The 19,413-nt window shown below is 42.6% G+C and carries 20 protein-coding genes; 15 read left to right on the top strand and 5 right to left on the bottom strand.

Annotated features, from left to right (window positions below):
- Positions 1 to 17: 17 nt before the first annotated feature.
- Together trpA and trpB are read right to left on the bottom strand one after the other, a co-directional pair.
- The gene (gene trpA / locus ACMUMQ_RS04540; protein WP_414680831.1) at positions 18 to 806 is read right to left on the bottom strand and encodes a tryptophan synthase subunit alpha; all 789 of its coding nucleotides are present in this window, start codon (positions 804 to 806) and stop codon (positions 18 to 20) included.
- 2 nt (positions 807 to 808) lie between these two features.
- Positions 809 to 2,071: a tryptophan synthase subunit beta gene (gene trpB / locus ACMUMQ_RS04535; RefSeq protein ID WP_414680830.1), complete on the bottom strand. Its 1,263-nt coding sequence runs from the start codon at positions 2,069 to 2,071 to the stop codon at positions 809 to 811.
- Between the two features lie 252 nt (positions 2,072 to 2,323).
- Here trpB and ACMUMQ_RS04530 point away from each other — a divergent pair, with 252 nt between their 5' ends.
- The 7 genes from ACMUMQ_RS04530 (at position 2,324) to ACMUMQ_RS04500 (ending at position 9,314) form a co-directional block, all read left to right on the top strand.
- A complete protein-coding gene (locus ACMUMQ_RS04530) occupies positions 2,324 to 3,805 on the top strand; it encodes a carboxypeptidase M32 (protein WP_414680829.1) in 1,482 nt (493 codons plus the stop codon).
- 106 nt (positions 3,806 to 3,911) lie between these two features.
- Positions 3,912 to 4,799 carry a DMT family transporter gene (locus tag ACMUMQ_RS04525; protein ID WP_414680828.1) on the top strand — a complete coding sequence of 296 codons (888 nt, stop codon included), beginning with the start codon at positions 3,912 to 3,914 and terminating at the stop codon, positions 4,797 to 4,799.
- Between the two features lie 163 nt (positions 4,800 to 4,962).
- Entirely contained in the window at positions 4,963 to 5,793 is an 831-nt protein-coding gene (locus ACMUMQ_RS04520) for a GNAT family N-acetyltransferase (RefSeq protein WP_414680827.1), read from the top strand.
- A 34-nt stretch (positions 5,794 to 5,827) separates the two neighbouring features.
- The gene (locus ACMUMQ_RS04515) at positions 5,828 to 6,667 is read left to right on the top strand and encodes a helix-turn-helix domain-containing protein (RefSeq protein WP_414680826.1); all 840 of its coding nucleotides are present in this window, start codon (positions 5,828 to 5,830) and stop codon (positions 6,665 to 6,667) included.
- A 73-nt stretch (positions 6,668 to 6,740) separates the two neighbouring features.
- Positions 6,741 to 7,787: a ribosome small subunit-dependent GTPase A gene (rsgA, locus tag ACMUMQ_RS04510; protein WP_414680825.1), complete on the top strand. Its 1,047-nt coding sequence runs from the start codon at positions 6,741 to 6,743 to the stop codon at positions 7,785 to 7,787.
- A gap of 34 nt (positions 7,788 to 7,821) precedes the next feature.
- The gene (locus ACMUMQ_RS04505) at positions 7,822 to 8,250 is read left to right on the top strand and encodes an N-acetyltransferase (RefSeq protein WP_414680824.1); all 429 of its coding nucleotides are present in this window, start codon (positions 7,822 to 7,824) and stop codon (positions 8,248 to 8,250) included.
- A gap of 197 nt (positions 8,251 to 8,447) precedes the next feature.
- On the top strand, positions 8,448 to 9,314 hold the full coding sequence (locus ACMUMQ_RS04500) for an SDR family oxidoreductase (RefSeq protein ID WP_414680823.1): 867 nt from the start codon (positions 8,448 to 8,450) through the stop codon (positions 9,312 to 9,314).
- 124 nt (positions 9,315 to 9,438) lie between these two features.
- Here ACMUMQ_RS04500 and ACMUMQ_RS04495 read toward each other — a convergent pair whose 3' ends face one another.
- Complete coding sequence (locus ACMUMQ_RS04495; protein WP_414681133.1) at positions 9,439 to 9,555, bottom strand: MYG1 family protein; 117 nt, start codon at positions 9,553 to 9,555, stop codon at positions 9,439 to 9,441.
- Positions 9,556 to 9,798: 243 nt separating this feature from the next.
- Between ACMUMQ_RS04495 and ACMUMQ_RS04490 the strand changes: the two genes are divergently transcribed.
- Complete coding sequence (locus tag ACMUMQ_RS04490; RefSeq protein WP_414680822.1) at positions 9,799 to 11,271, top strand: methyl-accepting chemotaxis protein; 1,473 nt, start codon at positions 9,799 to 9,801, stop codon at positions 11,269 to 11,271.
- 97 nt (positions 11,272 to 11,368) lie between these two features.
- Here the strand turns inward: ACMUMQ_RS04490 and ACMUMQ_RS04485 are convergent, their stop codons facing one another.
- Positions 11,369 to 12,244 (bottom strand): MYG1 family protein, encoded by an 876-nt coding sequence (locus ACMUMQ_RS04485; protein WP_414680821.1) that lies wholly within the window; start codon positions 12,242 to 12,244, stop codon positions 11,369 to 11,371.
- 482 nt (positions 12,245 to 12,726) lie between these two features.
- Here ACMUMQ_RS04485 and ACMUMQ_RS04480 point away from each other — a divergent pair, with 482 nt between their 5' ends.
- The 7 genes from ACMUMQ_RS04480 (at position 12,727) to ACMUMQ_RS04450 (ending at position 18,718) form a co-directional block, all read left to right on the top strand.
- On the top strand, positions 12,727 to 13,533 hold the full coding sequence (locus ACMUMQ_RS04480) for a putative hydro-lyase (RefSeq protein ID WP_414680820.1): 807 nt from the start codon (positions 12,727 to 12,729) through the stop codon (positions 13,531 to 13,533).
- A 55-nt stretch (positions 13,534 to 13,588) separates the two neighbouring features.
- Positions 13,589 to 14,317 carry a 5-oxoprolinase subunit PxpA gene (locus ACMUMQ_RS04475; RefSeq protein ID WP_414680819.1) on the top strand — a complete coding sequence of 243 codons (729 nt, stop codon included), beginning with the start codon at positions 13,589 to 13,591 and terminating at the stop codon, positions 14,315 to 14,317.
- 3 nt (positions 14,318 to 14,320) lie between these two features.
- The gene (gene pxpB, locus ACMUMQ_RS04470; RefSeq protein ID WP_414680818.1) at positions 14,321 to 15,019 is read left to right on the top strand and encodes a 5-oxoprolinase subunit PxpB; all 699 of its coding nucleotides are present in this window, start codon (positions 14,321 to 14,323) and stop codon (positions 15,017 to 15,019) included.
- Positions 15,016 to 16,011 (top strand): 5-oxoprolinase subunit C family protein, encoded by a 996-nt coding sequence (locus ACMUMQ_RS04465; RefSeq protein WP_414680817.1) that lies wholly within the window; start codon positions 15,016 to 15,018, stop codon positions 16,009 to 16,011. Before pxpB ends, ACMUMQ_RS04465 begins: the two co-directional genes overlap by 4 nt.
- Before the next feature lie 34 nt (positions 16,012 to 16,045).
- Positions 16,046 to 16,885: a DUF4392 domain-containing protein gene (locus ACMUMQ_RS04460; RefSeq protein ID WP_414680816.1), complete on the top strand. Its 840-nt coding sequence runs from the start codon at positions 16,046 to 16,048 to the stop codon at positions 16,883 to 16,885.
- Positions 16,886 to 16,943: 58 nt separating this feature from the next.
- Entirely contained in the window at positions 16,944 to 17,801 is an 858-nt protein-coding gene (locus ACMUMQ_RS04455) for a D-amino acid aminotransferase (protein ID WP_414680815.1), read from the top strand.
- A gap of 176 nt (positions 17,802 to 17,977) precedes the next feature.
- Positions 17,978 to 18,718 (top strand): type 1 glutamine amidotransferase, encoded by a 741-nt coding sequence (locus ACMUMQ_RS04450; protein ID WP_414680814.1) that lies wholly within the window; start codon positions 17,978 to 17,980, stop codon positions 18,716 to 18,718.
- 129 nt (positions 18,719 to 18,847) lie between these two features.
- Here the strand turns inward: ACMUMQ_RS04450 and ACMUMQ_RS04445 are convergent, their stop codons facing one another.
- Positions 18,848 to 19,333, bottom strand: a complete 486-nt coding sequence (locus tag ACMUMQ_RS04445) for a YHS domain-containing (seleno)protein (protein WP_414680812.1) — start codon at positions 19,331 to 19,333, stop codon at positions 18,848 to 18,850.
- Positions 19,334 to 19,413: the final 80 nt, after the last annotated feature.

The following is a 19,413-nucleotide window of genomic DNA, read 5'->3' as shown; positions in this document are numbered from 1 at the left end:
GGTATTAAACAGACTGATTATTCATTAAATAAGCGATTGAACAATTCCAATCCTGCTTCTTTTCCGCCTTGGTTATATGCATCCAATAAAGCCGACCCAATGATGGCCACATCAGCTTTGTCTATAAGGGCTTCAACATGAGATCGCTCACGAATACCAAAACCGACGCCCATTGGCGCGTTAGCGTGTTGAGCAATTTCCGCTAGATACTCATCTAATGATTGCTGCTTTTCGCCATTGTGGTTGGAATTCCCTGTCACGCCAGAGCGCGCCACACAATACAGGAAGCCGCTGGCTTCGCTGGCTAAAAATGCGAGTCGATCTTTTGGTGTAACTGGCGTTACCAGCCAAACTGGATCAATGCCTTTTTCGGTGCAGTAAGCGCGTAAATCTGCCGCTTGCTCATAAGGTAGATCGGGCAGAATCAAACCTAGAATATTCTCCTCAGCACAACGAGCGACTAACTTTTCCAAGCCAAAATGGTACATAGGGTTGAGGTAGCTCATTAGTACAATGCGGCTTTCTGGAAAATCGCGGCTGAGCTTGCCAATGTCTGTGAGGCATTGTTCGACGCTTGGATTTTGTTTGTGCAGCGCACCGTGACAAGCTGCGACTATGGTTGGGCCATCGGCAACTGGGTCCGAGAATGGAAACTGAACTTCGATGAAGTCCGCGCCTGCTGCTAATAATGCCGCCATCCAATCCAGACTTTCTTGAATAGACGGATAACCATAAACCACGTGCGTCATGGATAGGATTGGCTTTTGCTGGCGCTTTTCGCTGATGTAGTTCGCTAATTGACTCATGCTTAGGCTTCTCCTTTATCTGAGTGGTTTAGGTGTTCTTTGTAGTCAGCCAAATAATCTTCCAAGAAATCAGGGAAGGTTTCATCGTTCATAGCTTTTGCCACATTGAAAATGTCTTTGTCGCCACGACCAGAAAGGTTGATAACGATGCGGCTGTCTTTCGGCAAGTTTGGCGCGTCTTTAAAAGCACCCGCCAACGCATGAGATGATTCAAGCGCAGGAATAATGCCTTCTTTGCGTAACAATAATGAACAAGCGTCAACGACTTCATCGTCCATGGCGTACTTCATTTGAATACGGCCTTCTTGTGCAAGGTGCGCAATAATTGGTGAAACACCCACATAATCCAAACCTGCTGCGATGGAATGTGTGTCTTGCAATTGACCGTTTGCATCTTGTAAAAACATGGTCGCAAAACCTTGGGCGATCCCTTTGGTGCCTAAGCCGTGAGACAAACGAATGGAATGTTGGCCTAGTTCTAAGCCTTTGCCGCCTGCTTCTACGCCGACCATTTCCACTTTTTCTTCATCTAAAAAGGGTAGGAAGATCCCCGCAGCATTAGAACCGCCACCTACACAAGCGTACAAACGATCTGGATATTGTCCAAATTGCGCTTGGCTTTGCTCTTTTACTTCTTCACCAATGACGGATTGAAAGAAGGCCACCATTTCAGGGAAAGGCGCACAACCACAGGTTGTACCGATCAAATAATGGCTTTCCTCATGGCTAGAAGACCAGTCACGTAGGGCTTCATCGAGGGCATCACGCAGTGTTTGTGAACCTTCGGCCACAGATACAACGGTTGCGCCAAGCTGCTTCATCCAGAACACGTTTGGATATTGGCGTTTTACATCTTTCGCACCCATGTAAATGGTACATTCCAAGCCAAGACGCGCAGCGATCAAAGCTGTTGCAACGCCGTGTTGACCTGCGCCTGTTTCCGCAATAACGCGCTTTTTCCCCATGCGTTTAACCAATAAAGCTTGGCCAATTACATTGTTCATTTTGTGCGCGCCAGACTGGTTTAGATCTTCGCGTTTTAGGTAAATCTGAGCACCACCAAAATGCTCCGTTAAGTTCTTACAAAAGGTTAACGGCGTAGGGCGACCAGAGTAGTTCTGCCAAGTGTCTTTCAGTTCTGCAATAAACTCTGGGTCATTTTTCGCTTCTTCAAAAGCATGAAGAATTTGTTGTTGGCTAGGGTAGAGTATTTCGGGAATGTAGCTGCCGCCAAATTCTCCGTAATAACCATTATTGCTTTTCATGAAAGACTCCTACTGGAACGGACGAAGTGTCATCTTCGTCTCAACTATTAACTAAACGATATGGTAAAGTTAATTGAGATTAGAGCTCGCGTCAATAGGGGATAGTTAAATTTCTTTACCATTACGTTTAGTAATTGTGAATCACCTTTATTGTGCTTGTTTTTGGCTTGGTCTGTTCCACGAAAGAGGGATGTAATAAGATGCTGATAATCGTTTTTAAACAACAGCCTCGAACAAGCAGAGCCGAATTTTATGTCACATTACGAAAAACTCACCGCCCACTATCAAACTATTAGCCACTTTAATCATGCTCAAGCCATGTTGGGTTGGGACGCTGCTGCAAACATGCCTGCTGGTGGCAACGAAGCTCGTTCAAACGCCATGGCGGAATTGTCTGTTCATGTACATCGTTTATCGACTCAGCCACAGCTTGGCGAGTGGTTTAACAATGCAGAAAACGAAGCCTTAAACACAGAACAAACCGCCAGCTTGCGAGAAATGAAACGCCAATGGCTGCAAGCCACGCTTTTGCCAGAAGACTTGGTACAAGCGCAATCTATCGCTGGTTCAAAATGCGAACACGCATGGCGATCACAACGCCAAGAAAACAACTGGATAGGCTTCGAGAAAAACTGGAAAGAAGTGGTTGCCTTATCTCGCGAGGAGGCAAAAATCCGAGGCGAAGCGCTTGGTTTAACCTCTTATGACGCCATGCTCGACAAGTTTGAACCGGGCACGACGACGGCGTCGCTTGATGTGCTTTTTTCCGATGTAAAAACATGGTTGCCAGAACTGATCGAAAAAGCACTCACCAAGCAAGCGTCTGAATCCATCATAATGCCATCTGGCACTTACCCAACCGCCGCGCAAAAATCATTGGGTTTAGAAATCATGAAGCTATTAAAGTTCGATTTCGACCACGGCCGCCTTGACCAAAGTGTTCATCCATTTTGTGGTGGCGTGCCGTCTGATGTGCGCATCACAACGCGCTACGATGAAAGTGACTTTATACAAGCGCTCATGGGCATCGTTCACGAAACCGGCCACGCGCGTTATGAACAAGGTTTACCAAAAGCCTTTTCAGGTTTGCCAGTTGGTGAAGCCCGCTCCATGGGAATTCATGAATCCCAGTCTTTGTTCTTTGAAATGCAAATTGGCCGCAGCAAAGATTTCATCACCCATTTGTCACGTCTTTCTGCTGACGCTTTCAGCGCACACAAAGACCCAGTATTCGCGGAAGAGAATCTCTACAAACTCTACACTCGCGTTGAAAAAGGCTTTATCCGAGTGGACGCCGACGAACTGACTTACCCAGCGCACGTCATCATGCGTTATGAGATCGAACGCGACTTAATTAACAGCGTGATTGAACACACAGACGTGCCAGACATTTGGGATGAGAAAATGAAAACGGCTCTTGGCATCACCACCAAAGGCAACTTTAAAAACGGCTGCATGCAAGACATTCACTGGACAGACGGCGCCTTCGGCTACTTCCCAAGCTACACACTTGGCGCCATGTACGCCGCGCAATACAAAGCGACCATGACCAACAGCGTCGACATAGAAGCAGCTATTCAAAACGGCGACCTAAGCCCAATCTTCCAATGGCTTAGCGGCAACATCTGGTCACAGGCATCGCTTCATACCACGGATGAACTGGTGAAACGTGCCACGGGCGAGACGCTGAATGCCTCGCACTTTAGAAAGCATTTAGAAGAACGCTACTTGTAATGACTTAAAGGGGTCAGATCCCTTAAAAATAATCACGATGTTAACTCTATAACTTTACTCGGTGTTTAAGGGATCTGACCCCTTTAAAGCTAATTGGATCAATTACATGGCTCACAACGACACTCCGACTTTTAAAAACTGGCTTTCTCTGCTGATGCTTATTCTGCTGTGGGGGACGTCATTTATGTTTACCGCTGTCTCACTAGAAAGCTTTAGCCCAGTGGCGATAGTCTCTCTCAGAGTCTTGATTGCAGCGATTATTCTAACGCTCTTTATGTATGCTAAAGGTTGGCGTTTGCCGGTGGAGCCGTTGGCTTGGGCGGTATTTTTGCTGCTGGGTATTATGGGGAATCTGTTACCATTCTTTCTGATTTCCACAGGCCAGAAGGACATTAGTTCAGGCATTACGGGATTGTTGATGGCATTTATGCCGTTGGCGACCATGATCTTGGCACATTATTTTGTGGTAGGAGAAAGTCTTAATCGATTTAAGATCTTCGGTTTTGTATTAGGCATTACTGGCGTGGCGATTGTGCTTTGGCCATCCTTGGTTAATGCTCACAGTAACTTAATAAGTGGTTTATTGATTTTTCTCGCTACGTTTAGTTATGCGATAAATGCCATTTTAGTGAGGCGATTGCCTTCTTATAATCCCGTTGTCAAAGCGGCTGGTATGATGATTATTTCCAGCATTGTTATCTTGCCATTGTGGTTGTGGCAAGATTTACCGTGGCAACAAAGTTACTCTTTAAAAGCCACGTTATCCTTGTTGTGGTTAGGTGTTGGCCCAACTGCATTTGGCACCATTCTCTTATTTGCTGTTATCGCCACGGCGGGCCCTACGTTTCTTTCGTACATTAATTACGTGATTCCTGTTGTGGCTTATTTCACTGGCGTGCTTCTATTGGGCGAAGCCATTGAATGGCACAGCCTAGCGGCGATGATACTAATCATTTTAGGGATAGGATTAACGCGTAAGCGGGTGGCTGATTAAATACCCCTTTAAACTCCGCAATCACCTAATACATATTGCCGTTTTTGTTCAATCTTTCATGTCTACCATTGCCTACTATTTTCGTTATTGAAAGCGATACGTCGTCTCTGATGTGGTGTTTTCTTTCACAGTAATATTACATTTATAGTTAGGAAAAATAGCCATGTTAGTAATTAAGCCCATTGAAGAATTAGAAGAAATTAACGAATTTAAAAAGCAGTATTTTGAGCAATCAACAGCACCACTTGATGGAATGTGGCACTTTGGTTTTGTTCCTATGTCTTCTCATTACGGTTTTTATGAGGGTGACTTATTAATGGGCTATTGCTGCATTAATGGTGACGGTTATATGTTGCAGTTTTATTTGTCAGAGTCAGCTCACACTCAACCGAGAGAATTGTTTAATTTGATTGCAGAGCAAAACAGCTCGGTGATCGGTTTGATTAAAGGTGCGTTTGTGAGTACAGCTGAGCCTCGTTACCTGTCACTTTGCCTTGATAATTCCTCTTCATTTAACGTGAATGCGCTAATGTATCAGCAAGTTGCTCCTTTCGATTCTAAAAACGCAATAGACTTAGAGTTAGTTCTTGCAGGTCAGGAGCAGTTACCAAGCTTCGTTGAATTTGCAACGAAGAATATTGGTGCGCCTGCAGAATGGTTATCTGGGTACTTTGATAACCTAATCGAACGAAAAGAGCTTTGGGGTTATTGGAAAGACGGTGCATTATTAGCAACGGGAGAATGCCGTTTATTTGATGAGTATCAGACGAAATATGCCGATCTAGGCATGATTGTCGCTGAGTCTGAACGAGGCCAAGGCATAGCGACTCGCGTGTTAAGCCGTTTAGTGGGGTTAGCAAATGAACGTGGTTTACTCGCTATTTGCTCAACGGAAAGTAGCAATTTGGGAGCACAAAAAGCAATACATCGAGCGGGGCTAAGACCTTTAAACCGTATAATTCAGATAGAATTTGATCACGAACCTAGCATTTAGTGATTGTCCATATCGCACATTTTTTGAGAGCATTATGATTCACTGGTTGAAGCCATCAAAAATACCTGAAGTAGCAAAATACATCGAGTGTTATTGGTTTATTGAAAAACGACCAGATGGCAAGAGTTTCGATTACCCCAAATTAAACCCAGATCCGTCTGCTCATCTTATTATTTCTCCAGAGAAGCAGGATTATCACTATGATATGAATCTTGGCGTGGTGAAGGGTAAAGGAAGTCACTGGTTGTTCCCTCACCATCAGACCTATCAACTCGATCACTCCAGACCTTTTGCTCATCTTGGCGTCAAATTTCATGTTGGAGCTCTTTATTCACTGTCAGCATTTTCAGGCCAACAGCCGATACTCGATTGCGTGGACGAAGTTCAGCTAAGTATGTTGTTTGCTGATTTATTTGAGAGTGAAACGCAACTGATTGAACTGGCGCGAAGTAACCCAGATTTGTGTTGTGAGACATTGGATAGTTTGTTTCTACCCTTGGCGTTAAACAGTCACGAGGATCAACATAGCCTGATTACTCGAAAGGCACTTAACGTGCTGAACTCAGGCACAATTTCTGAACTGGGCAACCAGCTCTATTGCTCACAACGTAGATTAGAAAGAAGTTTCAACAGAGTGACGGGCTTAACGCTAAAACAGTGCCAATCTATGAATAAACTTGAGGCGATGTTGGAATACCTTTATCAGCGAGATGCAGATGATATTGATTGGGTTGAGATCGCCTTTCAGTTTGGTTTTAGTGACCAACCACATCTTATTCGCTATTTAAAAAAGCACATTGGCTTAACCCCTAAAACATATGAAAAAGAACGAGGTTTAACGATTGATGTTTATGGTGGGGTTAGCTCCACATAATCTGCCGGAAATGTTCAATCTTGTTCGCTTCCGTTTCACTATTATGATCTGAACAGTTTAATGGAACAACAATATGAACAGCCCAACCCCTACACTTCAACAGCTTGGCTGGAAGCCTTTCTTTCAACAACAAGTCAATCTTGAAGAGCTTAGCAATCTCGCTATTGGTCGGGTTGTGGAACAGCACAGAGATCGCATTGTCGTTATGTCTCCGCAAGGTAAATCAAGCTTAAGGCCTTTGTCTTTTGATGAACAACTCTGCGTAGGTGACTGGGTATTGTTCGATGAGGCATTGAGAATATGCCGTCTTTTAGAGCGACAGTCGATATTCCAGCGTAAAGCTTCTGGCTCCAAAGTCTCACTACAACTGATAGCGGCCAATGTTGATACCGTCATGATTGTCTGCTCGCTCAATCACGATTTTAGCCTTAACAGAATAGAGCGATATTTAGCCATTGCACGGGAAGCAATGGTTGAGCCTGTGGTCATTCTGACTAAATCTGATTTATGTGAAGAGTCCGATAGCAAACGGTTACAGGTTCAAGAGCTCGATCCTATGTTGGTGGTTTACACGATAAATGCGTTGGATAAAGACGATATTAAACCGCTTAAAAGCTACTGCTACGACGGTTCTACTCTGGCGTTTTTAGGATCGTCTGGAGTTGGAAAATCTACGTTAGTAAACGCGTTAATTGGTTATGAGTCTCAGCAGACAGGAGACATTAGAGAAGAAGATAGCAAAGGAAGGCATACCACGACTCACAGGGCGCTCAAGCTCCTTCCTCAAGGCGGGATTCTTATGGACACACCAGGAATGCGAGAGCTGCAACTCAGTCGTTGTGAGCAAGGCGTTAAGGAGACTTTCAGCGAGATAGCTGAGCTTGCAGATACGTGCCGTTTCTCTGGTTGTACACACACCTCTGAACCTGATTGCGCCATTCAGCAAGCCATTGCATCTGGGCTCCTGTCGGAACGACGCCTAATGAATTATCAAAAACTGATGCGAGAGCAAGCTTTCAATGGCGCCTCGTTGGCAGAGAAAAGATCCAAAGACAAAGCGTTTGGCAAGTTAATAAATAGCACCCAGAACGCATCCCGAAGATTTAAAAAAGGCTATTAGCCATCATTCGATTTTATGAATTATTGGAGAAAATATGATTAGACAATTACGCACGGAAGATCTAGATCGTGCCGTATCTATCTGGTTTTCGGCATCAATTAAAGCTCACAACTTCATTTCTGACGACTATTGGCGCTCTCAGAAGAAGAACATGCGTGATATGTATTTACCGAATTGTGAATCCTGGGTTTATGAAGACGCAGGAAATATTCTGGGTTTTGTATCTTATTATGAAGGGAGCATACCCGCTATTTTTGTAGACCCAAAATCACAATCTGCTGGTATCGGCACTCAGTTATTAAACCATGTAAAAGGCAAGTACAGGGAACTCACTTTAACGGTTTATGCCGAGAATGAAAAAACACATCAGTTTTATCTTTATCATGGCTTCGTTGATGTCGGAAAATGTACCTGTGAACATACAGGGAAAGAACAGTTTGAAATGAGCTGGACGAATACTTAAAGGAGTCTGATTTTCTTAAAGTTAAAACCTGATGCCCTGTTAGAAAAAAATATCTTGAGAATATTGTTGGAAATCAATAGGGTCATTGATAATCGTGAGGTTACTTATTATTAATGGTTCTTCGTTTTTGTGCGGAGAACATGAGGTGTTGAATCTCTAATAGGGGATTCAGTAGATGCCTAAGGAAGAAGTTTAATATGCTGATGTTGAATAAAACGGTCATTGTTACTGGTTCAAATTCTGGTATTGGAAAACAATCAGCACTTGAGTTGTGTGAAATGGGCGCTCATGTTGTCATGGCATGCAGGGAAACCGCCTACGGCAATGAGAAGTCAGTATTTGATGTCATGGAAGAAATTAAAGCATCGGTTCCCAATGCTCAGCTGTCTTTTATCCCTTTAGATTTATCGAGTTTTGAGTCTATTCGACACTTTGTTAGTCAGTTTAATCAAAAACACAATCGCCTTGATGTTTTACTCAATAATGCGGGAGTGGTTTGTCTTGATAAGCAAAAGTCTGTTGATGGTTTCGAATTGACAATGGGGGTTAATCATTTGGGACCTTTCTTGTTAACAAACCTCTTGTTAGATGCACTGATAAAGACCCCTGGAGCACGAGTTGTTAATGTTTCTTCTAAAGCTCATATGAAAGGAAAGATTAAATTTTCTGGGGATACGATTAAAGAGCGACGACCTTATCGTGGGCTTATCACTTACGCGGATTCAAAGTTAGCGAATATTTATTTCACTCAAGAGTTAGCTGAGCGTTTAAGCGATCATAAAGTGACTGTAAATGCGCTACATCCGGGAGGAGTAGCAAGCAATATATGGCCTGATTCGAAAGGGATTATTGGGATGATTAGGCGGAAGATAGTTAAAAACTTAAAAAAGCCAGAACAGGGTGCGAGCACGTCTATTTATCTTTGTACATCTCCTGAAGTTGAGGGTGTGTCAGGGAAATATTTTTATAAGAAAAAACAGATTAATCCGCATAAACGCGCGAAAAAAGTCGATCTACAAAAGAAGTTTTGGAAAGTATCTGCGGCGTGTACAGGTCTAGGGTAAATGCTTGTTTATTTCTATGATTGAACAATCACGCTTCCAATTCTAGCAAATAAAAAAGACCGATTTTATGAGGCGTGCCTCAATTGTTAAATGAGAAAATCGGTCTTTTTTGTCTTAAATGCTTCTAATACTCCAGCGCCATTTGTGCCATTTTCATGGTGTTTTCAAATGAGGCGCAGCCTGCGATAAATAAGCCGTTGTGACAGAACATGGCGTCGTCTAAACCTGTGACGTCTTGCAGTTCCTAAACACCAACCAACAAGGCCAGCCAAGGTGTTATTGAAAACTGTCGATATAGATCCAAAGTATGTTTTGAAGGCCTCGTATTGTTAAAGACCACGGGAGACAAGAATTCAGGGGTATTAAAAAATGGGAAATATTTAGATTAACAACTAAGATAGTAGAGGAGTTGCTAAGGAATATAGCTTAATTTAGGAAATGTTCTGCTTTGTCGTTGAATTTTAAAAAAATAGGAAAAATTTACATGAATAATTTGCTGGTTAAGTACAACCTTAAGACAATTATGCTGTCTTTATGTGGGGTTATATTTATTGGTTTTCTTGTTATTGCTTTAACGGTTAATACTAAGTTCGATAATATTCATGAAAACCTAATAAAAATGGAACGACATCCAATCACTGTGCTCTTAGCGATTAAAGATATTAAAGCGTTTATCTTAAATAGTGAGTTTGATCAGGCACAACAGAAAATAAAGGTATTGGAAGAGCGTTTTTTAGGCGATAAAGCGGTTATTAAAAAGCTTGAAGAGTCGATTCAAGACAAGGACATAGAGGAAGCTATGTCTATTTCTAAAGAATTTGAAGTATTTGCCCGCGGGAAGCTCGATTCATTCAGTAATAATATTATTGTTATCAGTGATGAAACTCGAACTCTGATTATCGGTATGAGTACCTTGCTCTTCTTTACGATCCTATTTGTTATATATTTTATTACCAAATCATTAACAAGCTCTTTGGCTTCTGTTTCATCTACATTAAAAGACCTTTCTGTTGGCAAAATCAAAAAAACACATATTGCAGTGACTGGTAACAGTGAGTTATCGATACTGACGTCATCCTGTCAGGCGTTAAGCCAAGAGTTGGTACTTATTGTTGAATCTTTAATTTCTGTATCTGATAACGTAATGTCGTCATCAAATAAATTAACCAATGTAATGGAGAAGACATCCCGAAACACTCAAAATGAGATGCTACAAATCAGTGAAATATCGACAGCGATTAGTGAGCTTTCGAGTACATCAAAAGAAATGTCTCTGAATGCTGTACAGGCTCAAGATGAAACGAAAAGAGCAATTAAGAACCTTGACGAAGGAAGTCATGCGCTTGATCAATCTATTGCGTTAACAGAAAGCATCAATCAATCCGTACAAGATACGGCTTCTATGATAGAGCAATTAAAAAATAACTCTTTTGATATTAGTGAAGTAACGAATGTTATTAACTCTATTTCAGAGCAAACAAACTTATTGGCGTTAAACGCAGCCATTGAAGCAGCACGAGCAGGTGAGCAAGGGCGTGGTTTTGCTGTTGTGGCCGATGAAGTGAGGAGTCTAGCCGCAAAAACCCAAGAATCGACAAAAGATATACAAGAGATTATTGCTAAATTGCAGGCCCAGTCAGAAAAAGCCAATGAGAACATGATTAATAATGTTAGCTCAATAAAAGAGTCTGTTGTGATCTCAAAAAATGTTAAAGCTTCTTTTGATAACATTGTGGAATCGGTTAACACAATTTCTGATACAAACACCCTTGTCGCTACGGCTTCACAGCAACAACAGGATGTTACTGAAGGCATAGACAAAAATGCAGTTAGAACATTTGATTTAGTGAATGAAAATGTGGATTCAGTTAAAGAGACTGAAACTGAAATACAAAGCCTCTCTGAATTGATTATTAAGCAAAATAAAGAGCTATCTTTCTTTAAAATTAGCGGATAAGCAGAGTGGTGAAATGTTTTAACTTAAAGGGATCTGATCCCTTTAAACGAAAAAACCGATGCTATTTTCATAACATCGGTTTTTTTATGAGCGCGATTTACGCTTCCAGTGCCATTTGCGCCATTTTCATGGTGTTTTCAAATGAGGCGCAGCCTGCGATAAATAAGCCGTTGTGACAGAACATGGCGTCGCTTAATCCTGTGACGTCTTGCAGTTCCTTGTCTGACAATCCAGCCCAAGGAGCAGGCAGTTTTTTGCGGTCTTCAAATGAACCCAGTTCAACCGGTACGGTTTGAATGCGCCATTGTCCTGTTTCGGATGGGTAAACCACAAACAAGGCGTTTTGCGATAGTCTAAGCACAGTGGTTTTCCACGGCGTGTATTGCTCTAACACAATCACTCTTGGGTCTGCGGCTTTTTCTATGGCGTTGGCGACGATTTCTTTTGCGTTTATGCCTCCGCTGGCCGCGGCAATGAATCTCGTTAATAGGCGTGATGCGTAGTCAACGGCTTCGTTAAAACACTCATCAAAGCTGCTTTCTTCCTGCCATGTTGGGTTAAACATGGAAATGGTTTGGCTTAGGCTGATACCAGTTTGAACACCCTCTACGTGTCCGCAGTCGATCGCATCGATAACGGATACCAGGTTTTTGTCTAATGAATCGGCGATTTCTTTGCTGTCCGAGCAGATTTCCACTCCGTATTTTTGCCAGATTAATCCAAAGGATGAAAAGGGAATGCCGTTTTCTCGTGCGCCTGCGCCACCTTTTTGGTGATGATCGAAACGGTCTGTTTCTGGATCGTATATTCCACCTACGTCTAACACTATGTCTGCTTTGGCGATGACGTTTAAGTCACGTGTGCGGATTAATTTTATGGAAGGCAAAATGTGTTTAAGGGCGGCGACAGCAAATACGTCGTCTGCGTGAAAGTTTCCATTGTGCGTTGCGATTACTTTAACTTGTTCTGTCATTCTACAGTCTCTTATCTTGTTGTCATTTCACTTAACAGCACACATGTACCAATAGCAGGGATTTTACGGGGTTTTATCAGCGGGTAACACAGTTCATTTCAATAACTTTCAAGATAGATAGGGTAGCTTTGTCTAGTATTAGGGCACATTATATAAATTAAAGAATGTCGTTTATTCCTGTTGTGCTTTTATTGTTCGTCTCTCTTCTTATGAAGCTTTTGTTTGCTTTATTGAGAGTGCTTGGCAGAAGTATTGCAACGAAAGCGCAGAACGACAGAAAATCACCTTTTGAACATCTCATTTTATGTTATGGATCTGTTTTTTGTGTTTTGGTTTTTATGACTGAAAAATATTAGTTTTTAAGGTGATTATTTTGTAATGTTTTTGTTTTTAAGTTTTTTTGGCTCTCCTGTATTCTATTTGTAGCAGATTTAGGGCTTTGATGGTTTAATTCGGAAAAATCGCATTTGTAAGGGGTATTTATGTCTGTTCATGAAAAAGCAGCGCAAGCAATGACGCCAGCAGAAGTCAGAGCATTGATTCGTTCTGGCGAGTGGAAAACAAACACATCTGGTGTGTCTTCTGGCTTTGTTCAAGGCAACATTGTGATCCTGCCAAAAAGCTGGGCTGACGACTTTTTAAAGTTCTGCCAAATGAATCCTAAGCCATGCCCAATTGTTGGAATGTCTGACAATCCGGGTGATTTTCTATTGCCTTCGGTTGGTCAGGACGTTGATATTCGTACTGACGTGCCAAGTTATAAAGTCTTCCGTAATGGCGAAGTAGTTGATGAAGTCACAGACATTAGTGACGTTTGGCAAGATGATTTAGTGACATTTGTATTAGGTTGTTCTTTCTCTTTTGAGGAAGCTTTGGTGGCGGACGGATTGGAAATTCGTAATATCACAGAAAACGTGAACGTACCTATGTATCGCACCAATATTGAGTGTCGCTCTGCTGGACCATTTTCAGGCACAACCGTTGTGAGCATGCGTCCAATGAAGCCAAAAGACGCGATTCGTGCCATTCAAATTTGCACACGTTTCCCTTCTGTTCATGGTGCGCCTTTGCATTTTGGTAATCCTGCTGACATCGGTATTAGTAATATTGACCAGCCAGATTTTGGCGATGCGGTAACCATTAAAGAAGGTGAAGTGCCAGTGTTTTGGGCTTGTGGTGTTACACCTCAGGTCGCGCTAGAACAAGCTAAGCCACCTTTGTGCATTACTCACAGCCCTGGTTGTATGTTGGTGACGGATTTGCGCAATAGTCAGTTGGCAGTGCTTTAAGTCGTCATAGCCTGATTGAGCTAATGATTTTGTAACAAATTTGAGATGTGTAGTAATGAAACTAAATTGTGATCTTGGGGAAAGTTTCGGCTCTTGGAAAATGGGCTTAGACAGCGAAGCAATGCCTCATATTGATCAGGCGAATATTGCCTGTGGTTTTCATGCGGGCGACCCTTTGTGGATGACAAAAACGCTAGCCTTAGCGGCTCAACATGGTGTGGAAGTCGGTGCGCATCCTGCGTATCCAGATCTGGTTGGATTTGGTCGTCGTAGTATGAAATGTTCAGCGGAAGAAATTCAAAGCCTTGTGCAATATCAAATGGCAGCGTTAGACGGTATGGCACGTTGTCAGGGGTTAGAAATGACGTATGTGAAGCCCCATGGCGCTTTGTATAACGACATGATGGCTGATGCTTTTGTTCGCAAGAATATCATGCAGGCGGTGGCAAATTACTATCGTCCTGTTCGCCTTGTTTTGCAAGCAACGCCTGCTTCGGAAGAGCATAAAAAAGAAGCGCAAGCATTGGGTATTACACTGGCGTTTGAAGCCTTTGCCGATCGCTGCTACGACGACGATGGTCGTTTGCTTGCTCGCTCAAAAGAAGGTGCAGTGCATACGAAAGAGAAAATGCTGGCACAAGTGAAACAATTAGTAGAAAAAGGCACAGTGACAACGGTCAGTGGTACAGAACTGGCTCTAGAGGTTGATACTTTGTGTGTTCACGGCGATAACGAAGCTGGTGTTCGTGCAATTGAAGCAATCAAAGCAATGGTAACAGGATAAAAAATGAAGATAGAAGTAGCCGGTGAAAATGCATTAATTTTGTATTTTTCTGACGAAGTCAGCGATGCGTCCAGTGCGCAAATTTACGCGATGACACAAGCATTAGAAGCTTTGGTTGGCGATGGTATTATTGATCTTGTTCCATCTTATGCTTCGTTGCTGATTATTTATGATCACAACCGTTACAACTATTACTCGCTGAAACAATATTTGCAGACAATTATTTCTCAAATAGAAGCGGCACAACAGGCAGATAATACTGCAGAAGAGGGCAATGCTCCGATTATTACTTTGCCTGTTTATTATGGTGTAGAAGCCGCGCCAGACCTTGAAGAATTGGCGAGAAATGTGCAATTAACAACCGATGAGGTGATTGCTATTCATCAAGCTGGGCTTTATCAAGTGTATGCGATTGGTTTTGCTCCAGGTTTTGCCTTTTTAGGGCAAGTGGATGAGCGCATTGCTGCGCCTCGTAAATCCACGCCTCGTAAAGCGGTACCGAAAGGTGCGGTTGCGATTGCAGACAGACAAACAGCGGTTTATCCATCAGTTTCTCCTGGTGGTTGGAACCTTATTGGTTTATGCCCTGTGCCTATGTTTGAACCATTAAAAACACCGAGTATGCCATTGGCGACGGGTAATAAAGTGAAGTTTGAAGCCATTTCTAAAGCTGAGTTTATTTCTATGGGAGGTGTTTTGTGAGTACAAACAACCTTTCTTCTCAGACAAAGTCCGGTTTGATTGTTAACAATCCGGGAGTTTTGGCTTTGGTGCAAGATGGTGGTCGCCTTGGTCAGCATCGTATTGGTTTAACCGTTGGTGGCCCAATGGATCCATTTGCTTTTTGTTGGGCAAATCGATTGTGTAGTAATGATGATAATGCCAGTGCGATTGAAGTCAGTATCGGTGGTTTTGTGGCTGAGTTTACTCAAGCAACACAAATTGCTGTGACGGGCGCTGAGGTTGATGTAAAACTGAATAACCAAGCGGTTGAACAATGGCAAACCTTGTCAGTGAATGCGGGTGACGTATTAAAACTGGGCTTTGCTAGCGCCGGATGCCGTATCTATATTGCTGTACAAGGTGGTTTACAAGTAGCGCCACAGTTTGGCAGTAGCGCCACTGTAGTACGAGAAAAAATGGGCGGGTTAAGCGGTGAAGCATTAAGCAAAGGGACAAGCATTGAGTTAGCACCTTTGGAAGCCAAGCCAATGCTGATGATGCCAGAGAACAGCCGACCTGTGTATCCGCAGAATAGCTCAAGTGAAAAAGCGTACAAGATTCAGCCATTAAGAGTGGTGCTGGGTTATCAAGCAGACAGTTTTAGCCGTGTTGATAAAGCGCACTTTTTTAGCAGCGAATACACGGTTAGTGAGCGCATGGACCGCATGGGCTATCGCTTAACTGGCCCAGAGTGCCGCTCAACGATCAGTAACATGTTGTCTGAAGGGATTTGTCACGGAGCGATTCAGCTACCGCCAGACGGGCAGCCAATCATCTTGTTGAACGATCGACAAACCATTGGCGGCTACCCAAAGTTGGGTTCCGTAATGGCGCGAGATACAGCTCGATTGGCGCAAATGACACAAGGTAATAAGGTGTTTTTTGAAGCGGTAAGCATTGAAGATGCTCACGCTATTAACTTGTTGGCGGAATACAAAGAATCACAAATACAGTTATTGAGTCTGGATTAATCCAGAGCTCACTTATCCATGATAGGAAATAGAAATGTCGAACTCACTTGAGACAATCAGTACCAATATTGAAGAAGCCCTAGTGGCTCGCAATTTACGCGGCATGGCCGATGTGCGACCTGCTTTGCAAGAAGGTTACTGTTTACGAGCTGCGCAAACCTTGTTTGATGCAAAGGGCGTTGTGCTTATTGGTACCGGTTTTCCTGTCACAGATACGTTCGAAACAGACGGCCCATTAGGAGCAATTGCGCTTTATAAAACATTAGAGAAAATTGGCTCAACACCTTACATTGTGTGTGGTGCGCCTTTGTCCCAAGCGCTTAAAAATGATTATCGAGTGATTGATATTCAGCTTGGCAAACACGACAAGCAAGACCAAGAAGCGCAAGCAGTATTAGATGAGTTGCAACCGAAAGTGGTGTTTTCCATTGAGCGTCCAGGTCAGGCGGAAGACGGCCATTATTACAACATGCGTGGTGAAAACATCAGCGCTCGTTCTGCCTGCTTCGATAGCTTTATGAATCAGGCGACTTGCCCAACCATTGCGATTGGCGATGGCGGTAATGAAATCGGTATGGGCAATATTACAGAAGCGCTGAAATCTTTAGACATAGTGGCTGCGACGACGAAATGCGATGAATTATTGGTAGCGGATGTGTCCAACTGGGGCGCTTATGGCTTGATCGCTATGATAGGTCGATTAGCTAATACGGATTTATTGGCAGACATCAATCCGTTGGAGATTCTGCGTTATTTATCCAGTTTAGGCAGTGTGGATGGCGTGACTCGCTTAAACCAGCTTACAGAAGATGGTCAAGACGTCGAAGTCGGAGACGCTTTAATTTTAGAATTGCGCCGCTTGTCGGGCTTTTAACTTTATGGCACTTACATAACGATAAGTAAGTGCCTTGATTATTGATACGGAGACAACAATGAGCACTGTTTATTTAAATGGCACTTTCATGCCAATTGAAGACGCGAAAATTTCACCACTTGATCGTGGTTTTCTTTTTGGCGATGGCATTTATGAAGTGATTCCATCTTACGATGGTAAGACCGTTGGTTTAGAGCCTCACATGCAGCGTATGTTTGATGGCCTAGCAGCGATTGGCATCAAGAGCACAAAAACGTTAGAAGAATGGAAAGAAATTATCCAAACGTTGCTAAGTAAAAATGGCAATGGCAACCTTGGTGTGTACTTGCAAGTGAGCCGTGGTGCTGACGTAAAGCGTTACCATGCTTACCCAGAAAACGTTGAGCCAACGATCTTTGCCATGACCAATGCAATCAAACCACCTGTAGAAGCAGACGCTAGCACAGCAAAAGGTTTTTCTGTTGGTACGACTCAAGATATGCGTTGGAAGCGTTGCCATATTAAATCAACGGCATTGCTAGGTAACGTTATGCATTTCCAACAAGGTTATGAAGGTGGAAACGATGAGATCCTACTTTATAACGAAGACAATGTGTTGACGGAAGCTAGCTCTTCTAATGCGTTTATCGTGAAAGACGGTGTGGTAATTACGCCTGTTTTAGATAACCAAATCTTACCAGGTATTACGCGTAAGCTGATTCTTGATATTTTGGAAAAAGACGGCTCTATTCCGTTTGAAGTACGTGATATCACAATGGAAGAAGTCTTTAATGCGGACGAAGTTTGGGTAACTAGCTCAAGTAAAGAAATCGCGCCTGTAACAAGCATTGATGGCAAAACAGTTGGCAATGGCACTGTTGGCAAAGTATGGGAAGCCGCTTTCAAACTGTACACAGCGCACAAGTTTGAGTACTAATCAGACTGGAAAAGAATACTTTTTGGAATCAATTTATTTCAAAATAAGTATTCTTTAATGCTCGTAGAATATGAAATTGGCTGACATTTGTTAGCCAATTTTTTTATGTGTGGCCTTTTTTCTTATTAAAAACCAAAATCGCAATTCTCTTGTCTTCGAAGAATCAAAGGAAAAGAATGAAAATAGCATTGCTACTGTGTGATGAATCCAACTCTGAGCTGTTAAGTGAGTTTGGAGGTTATCGAAATATGTTTCTCGATGTGATTAATGAAACAGATGAACTGACTGTTTTTCCGATTTATTTAAGCACCAATGAGCATGGAGATATTGAGCAAAGCTTCCCGAAAGTGGAACAGTTCGATGGGTTTATTGTGTCTGGTAGTAAAGCGGGAGTGTATGAAGATTTACCTTGGATCGCGCCGTTGTTTGCCTGTATTCGTGACATAGTGGCGGCGAATAAAAAGCTGCTAGGTGTGTGTTTTGGCCATCAAGCCATTTCTTGTGCATTAGGCGGTTCTGTCTCTAAATCAGAAAAAGGCTGGGGCATTGGGCATTATCAAAATGAATGGTGTCATCCGCCAGCTAGTAAAATAGGTTGGCAGAAAGGGCAGGCGTTAAACTTGTTAGTCTTTCATCAAGATCAGGTGGATGTGTTACCGGAAGGTTTTGAGGTTTGCGCAAAAAGCGATTTCACACCGTATTTTGTGACTCAATATAAGAATCAAATTTTAACGACGCAAGGCCATCCAGAAATGTCATCTCAATACATTCTTGGCTTATGTCATATGCTTGAAGAAACCGTGGGTGCTGATGTTGCCAAAGCTGGACGTGAAAGTTTATTGGAAGAAGATGATACAGCCGATTTCAGGCAATTCATTAAAGACTTTTGGATATCGTCCGATCGCTTTGAAGAGTGATAGAAAACGCATATAAACTCACTGAGAGTCTTTTATTCTCCGACTCTATTTTGTTATAGCGCCAAAAAAGCCAGTATGTTGAATACTGGCTTTGTAGGTTTTATCGTTCTTGCATTTTATGAAGAAGAATTAGCCGTTTTTTGCTTGTGCTTCTTCAGGTGTTAGGCCTTTTAGTTCAGGCCAATTCTGCTCAGCTGTTTTCAAGTTGCCTGGTACGTCTTTTAACCATGCTTTCTGAACATCTTTGTTGTAGTTTAAATACAACTTATCGTCTACGATCTTCCACGCTTGTGGGTCAACATCGAACTTTTGATTCATCGCAACACCCATTGCACAGAAGCCGCCGTATTGTGGCGCGTACTTGTCTTTATCTGAATTAAATAGATCTCTATTTTCAGCAGATGAAAAATGGAATGTGGTGTTTTTATAGGTTGCTGTGAAATTGGCATTACCACGTACCGCTTTGCCTTCGGTGAAGTAAGCAACAGTATCGTAGCCTTTAATAGACACGTTGTGCTTGTCTGCATTCATGTCAATATCCGCAGCAAATGAGGAAGCGCTCATTAAGATGGTTGCGCTTGCTAATAGAGTTTTGATTAGATTAGTTAGTTTCATTGTTTGAACCTTATGTCATGTTGAAAGAATGAAACCAGTTTAGGGTTTATCTTGAAGGATAAAGCATCCAAATGTCCAAA

The sequence above is a fragment of the Marinomonas algae genome, from assembly GCF_047525555.1.
Lineage (GTDB): Bacteria > Pseudomonadota > Gammaproteobacteria > Pseudomonadales > Marinomonadaceae > Marinomonas.
This window is presented reverse-complemented; position numbering and strand designations above follow the sequence as displayed.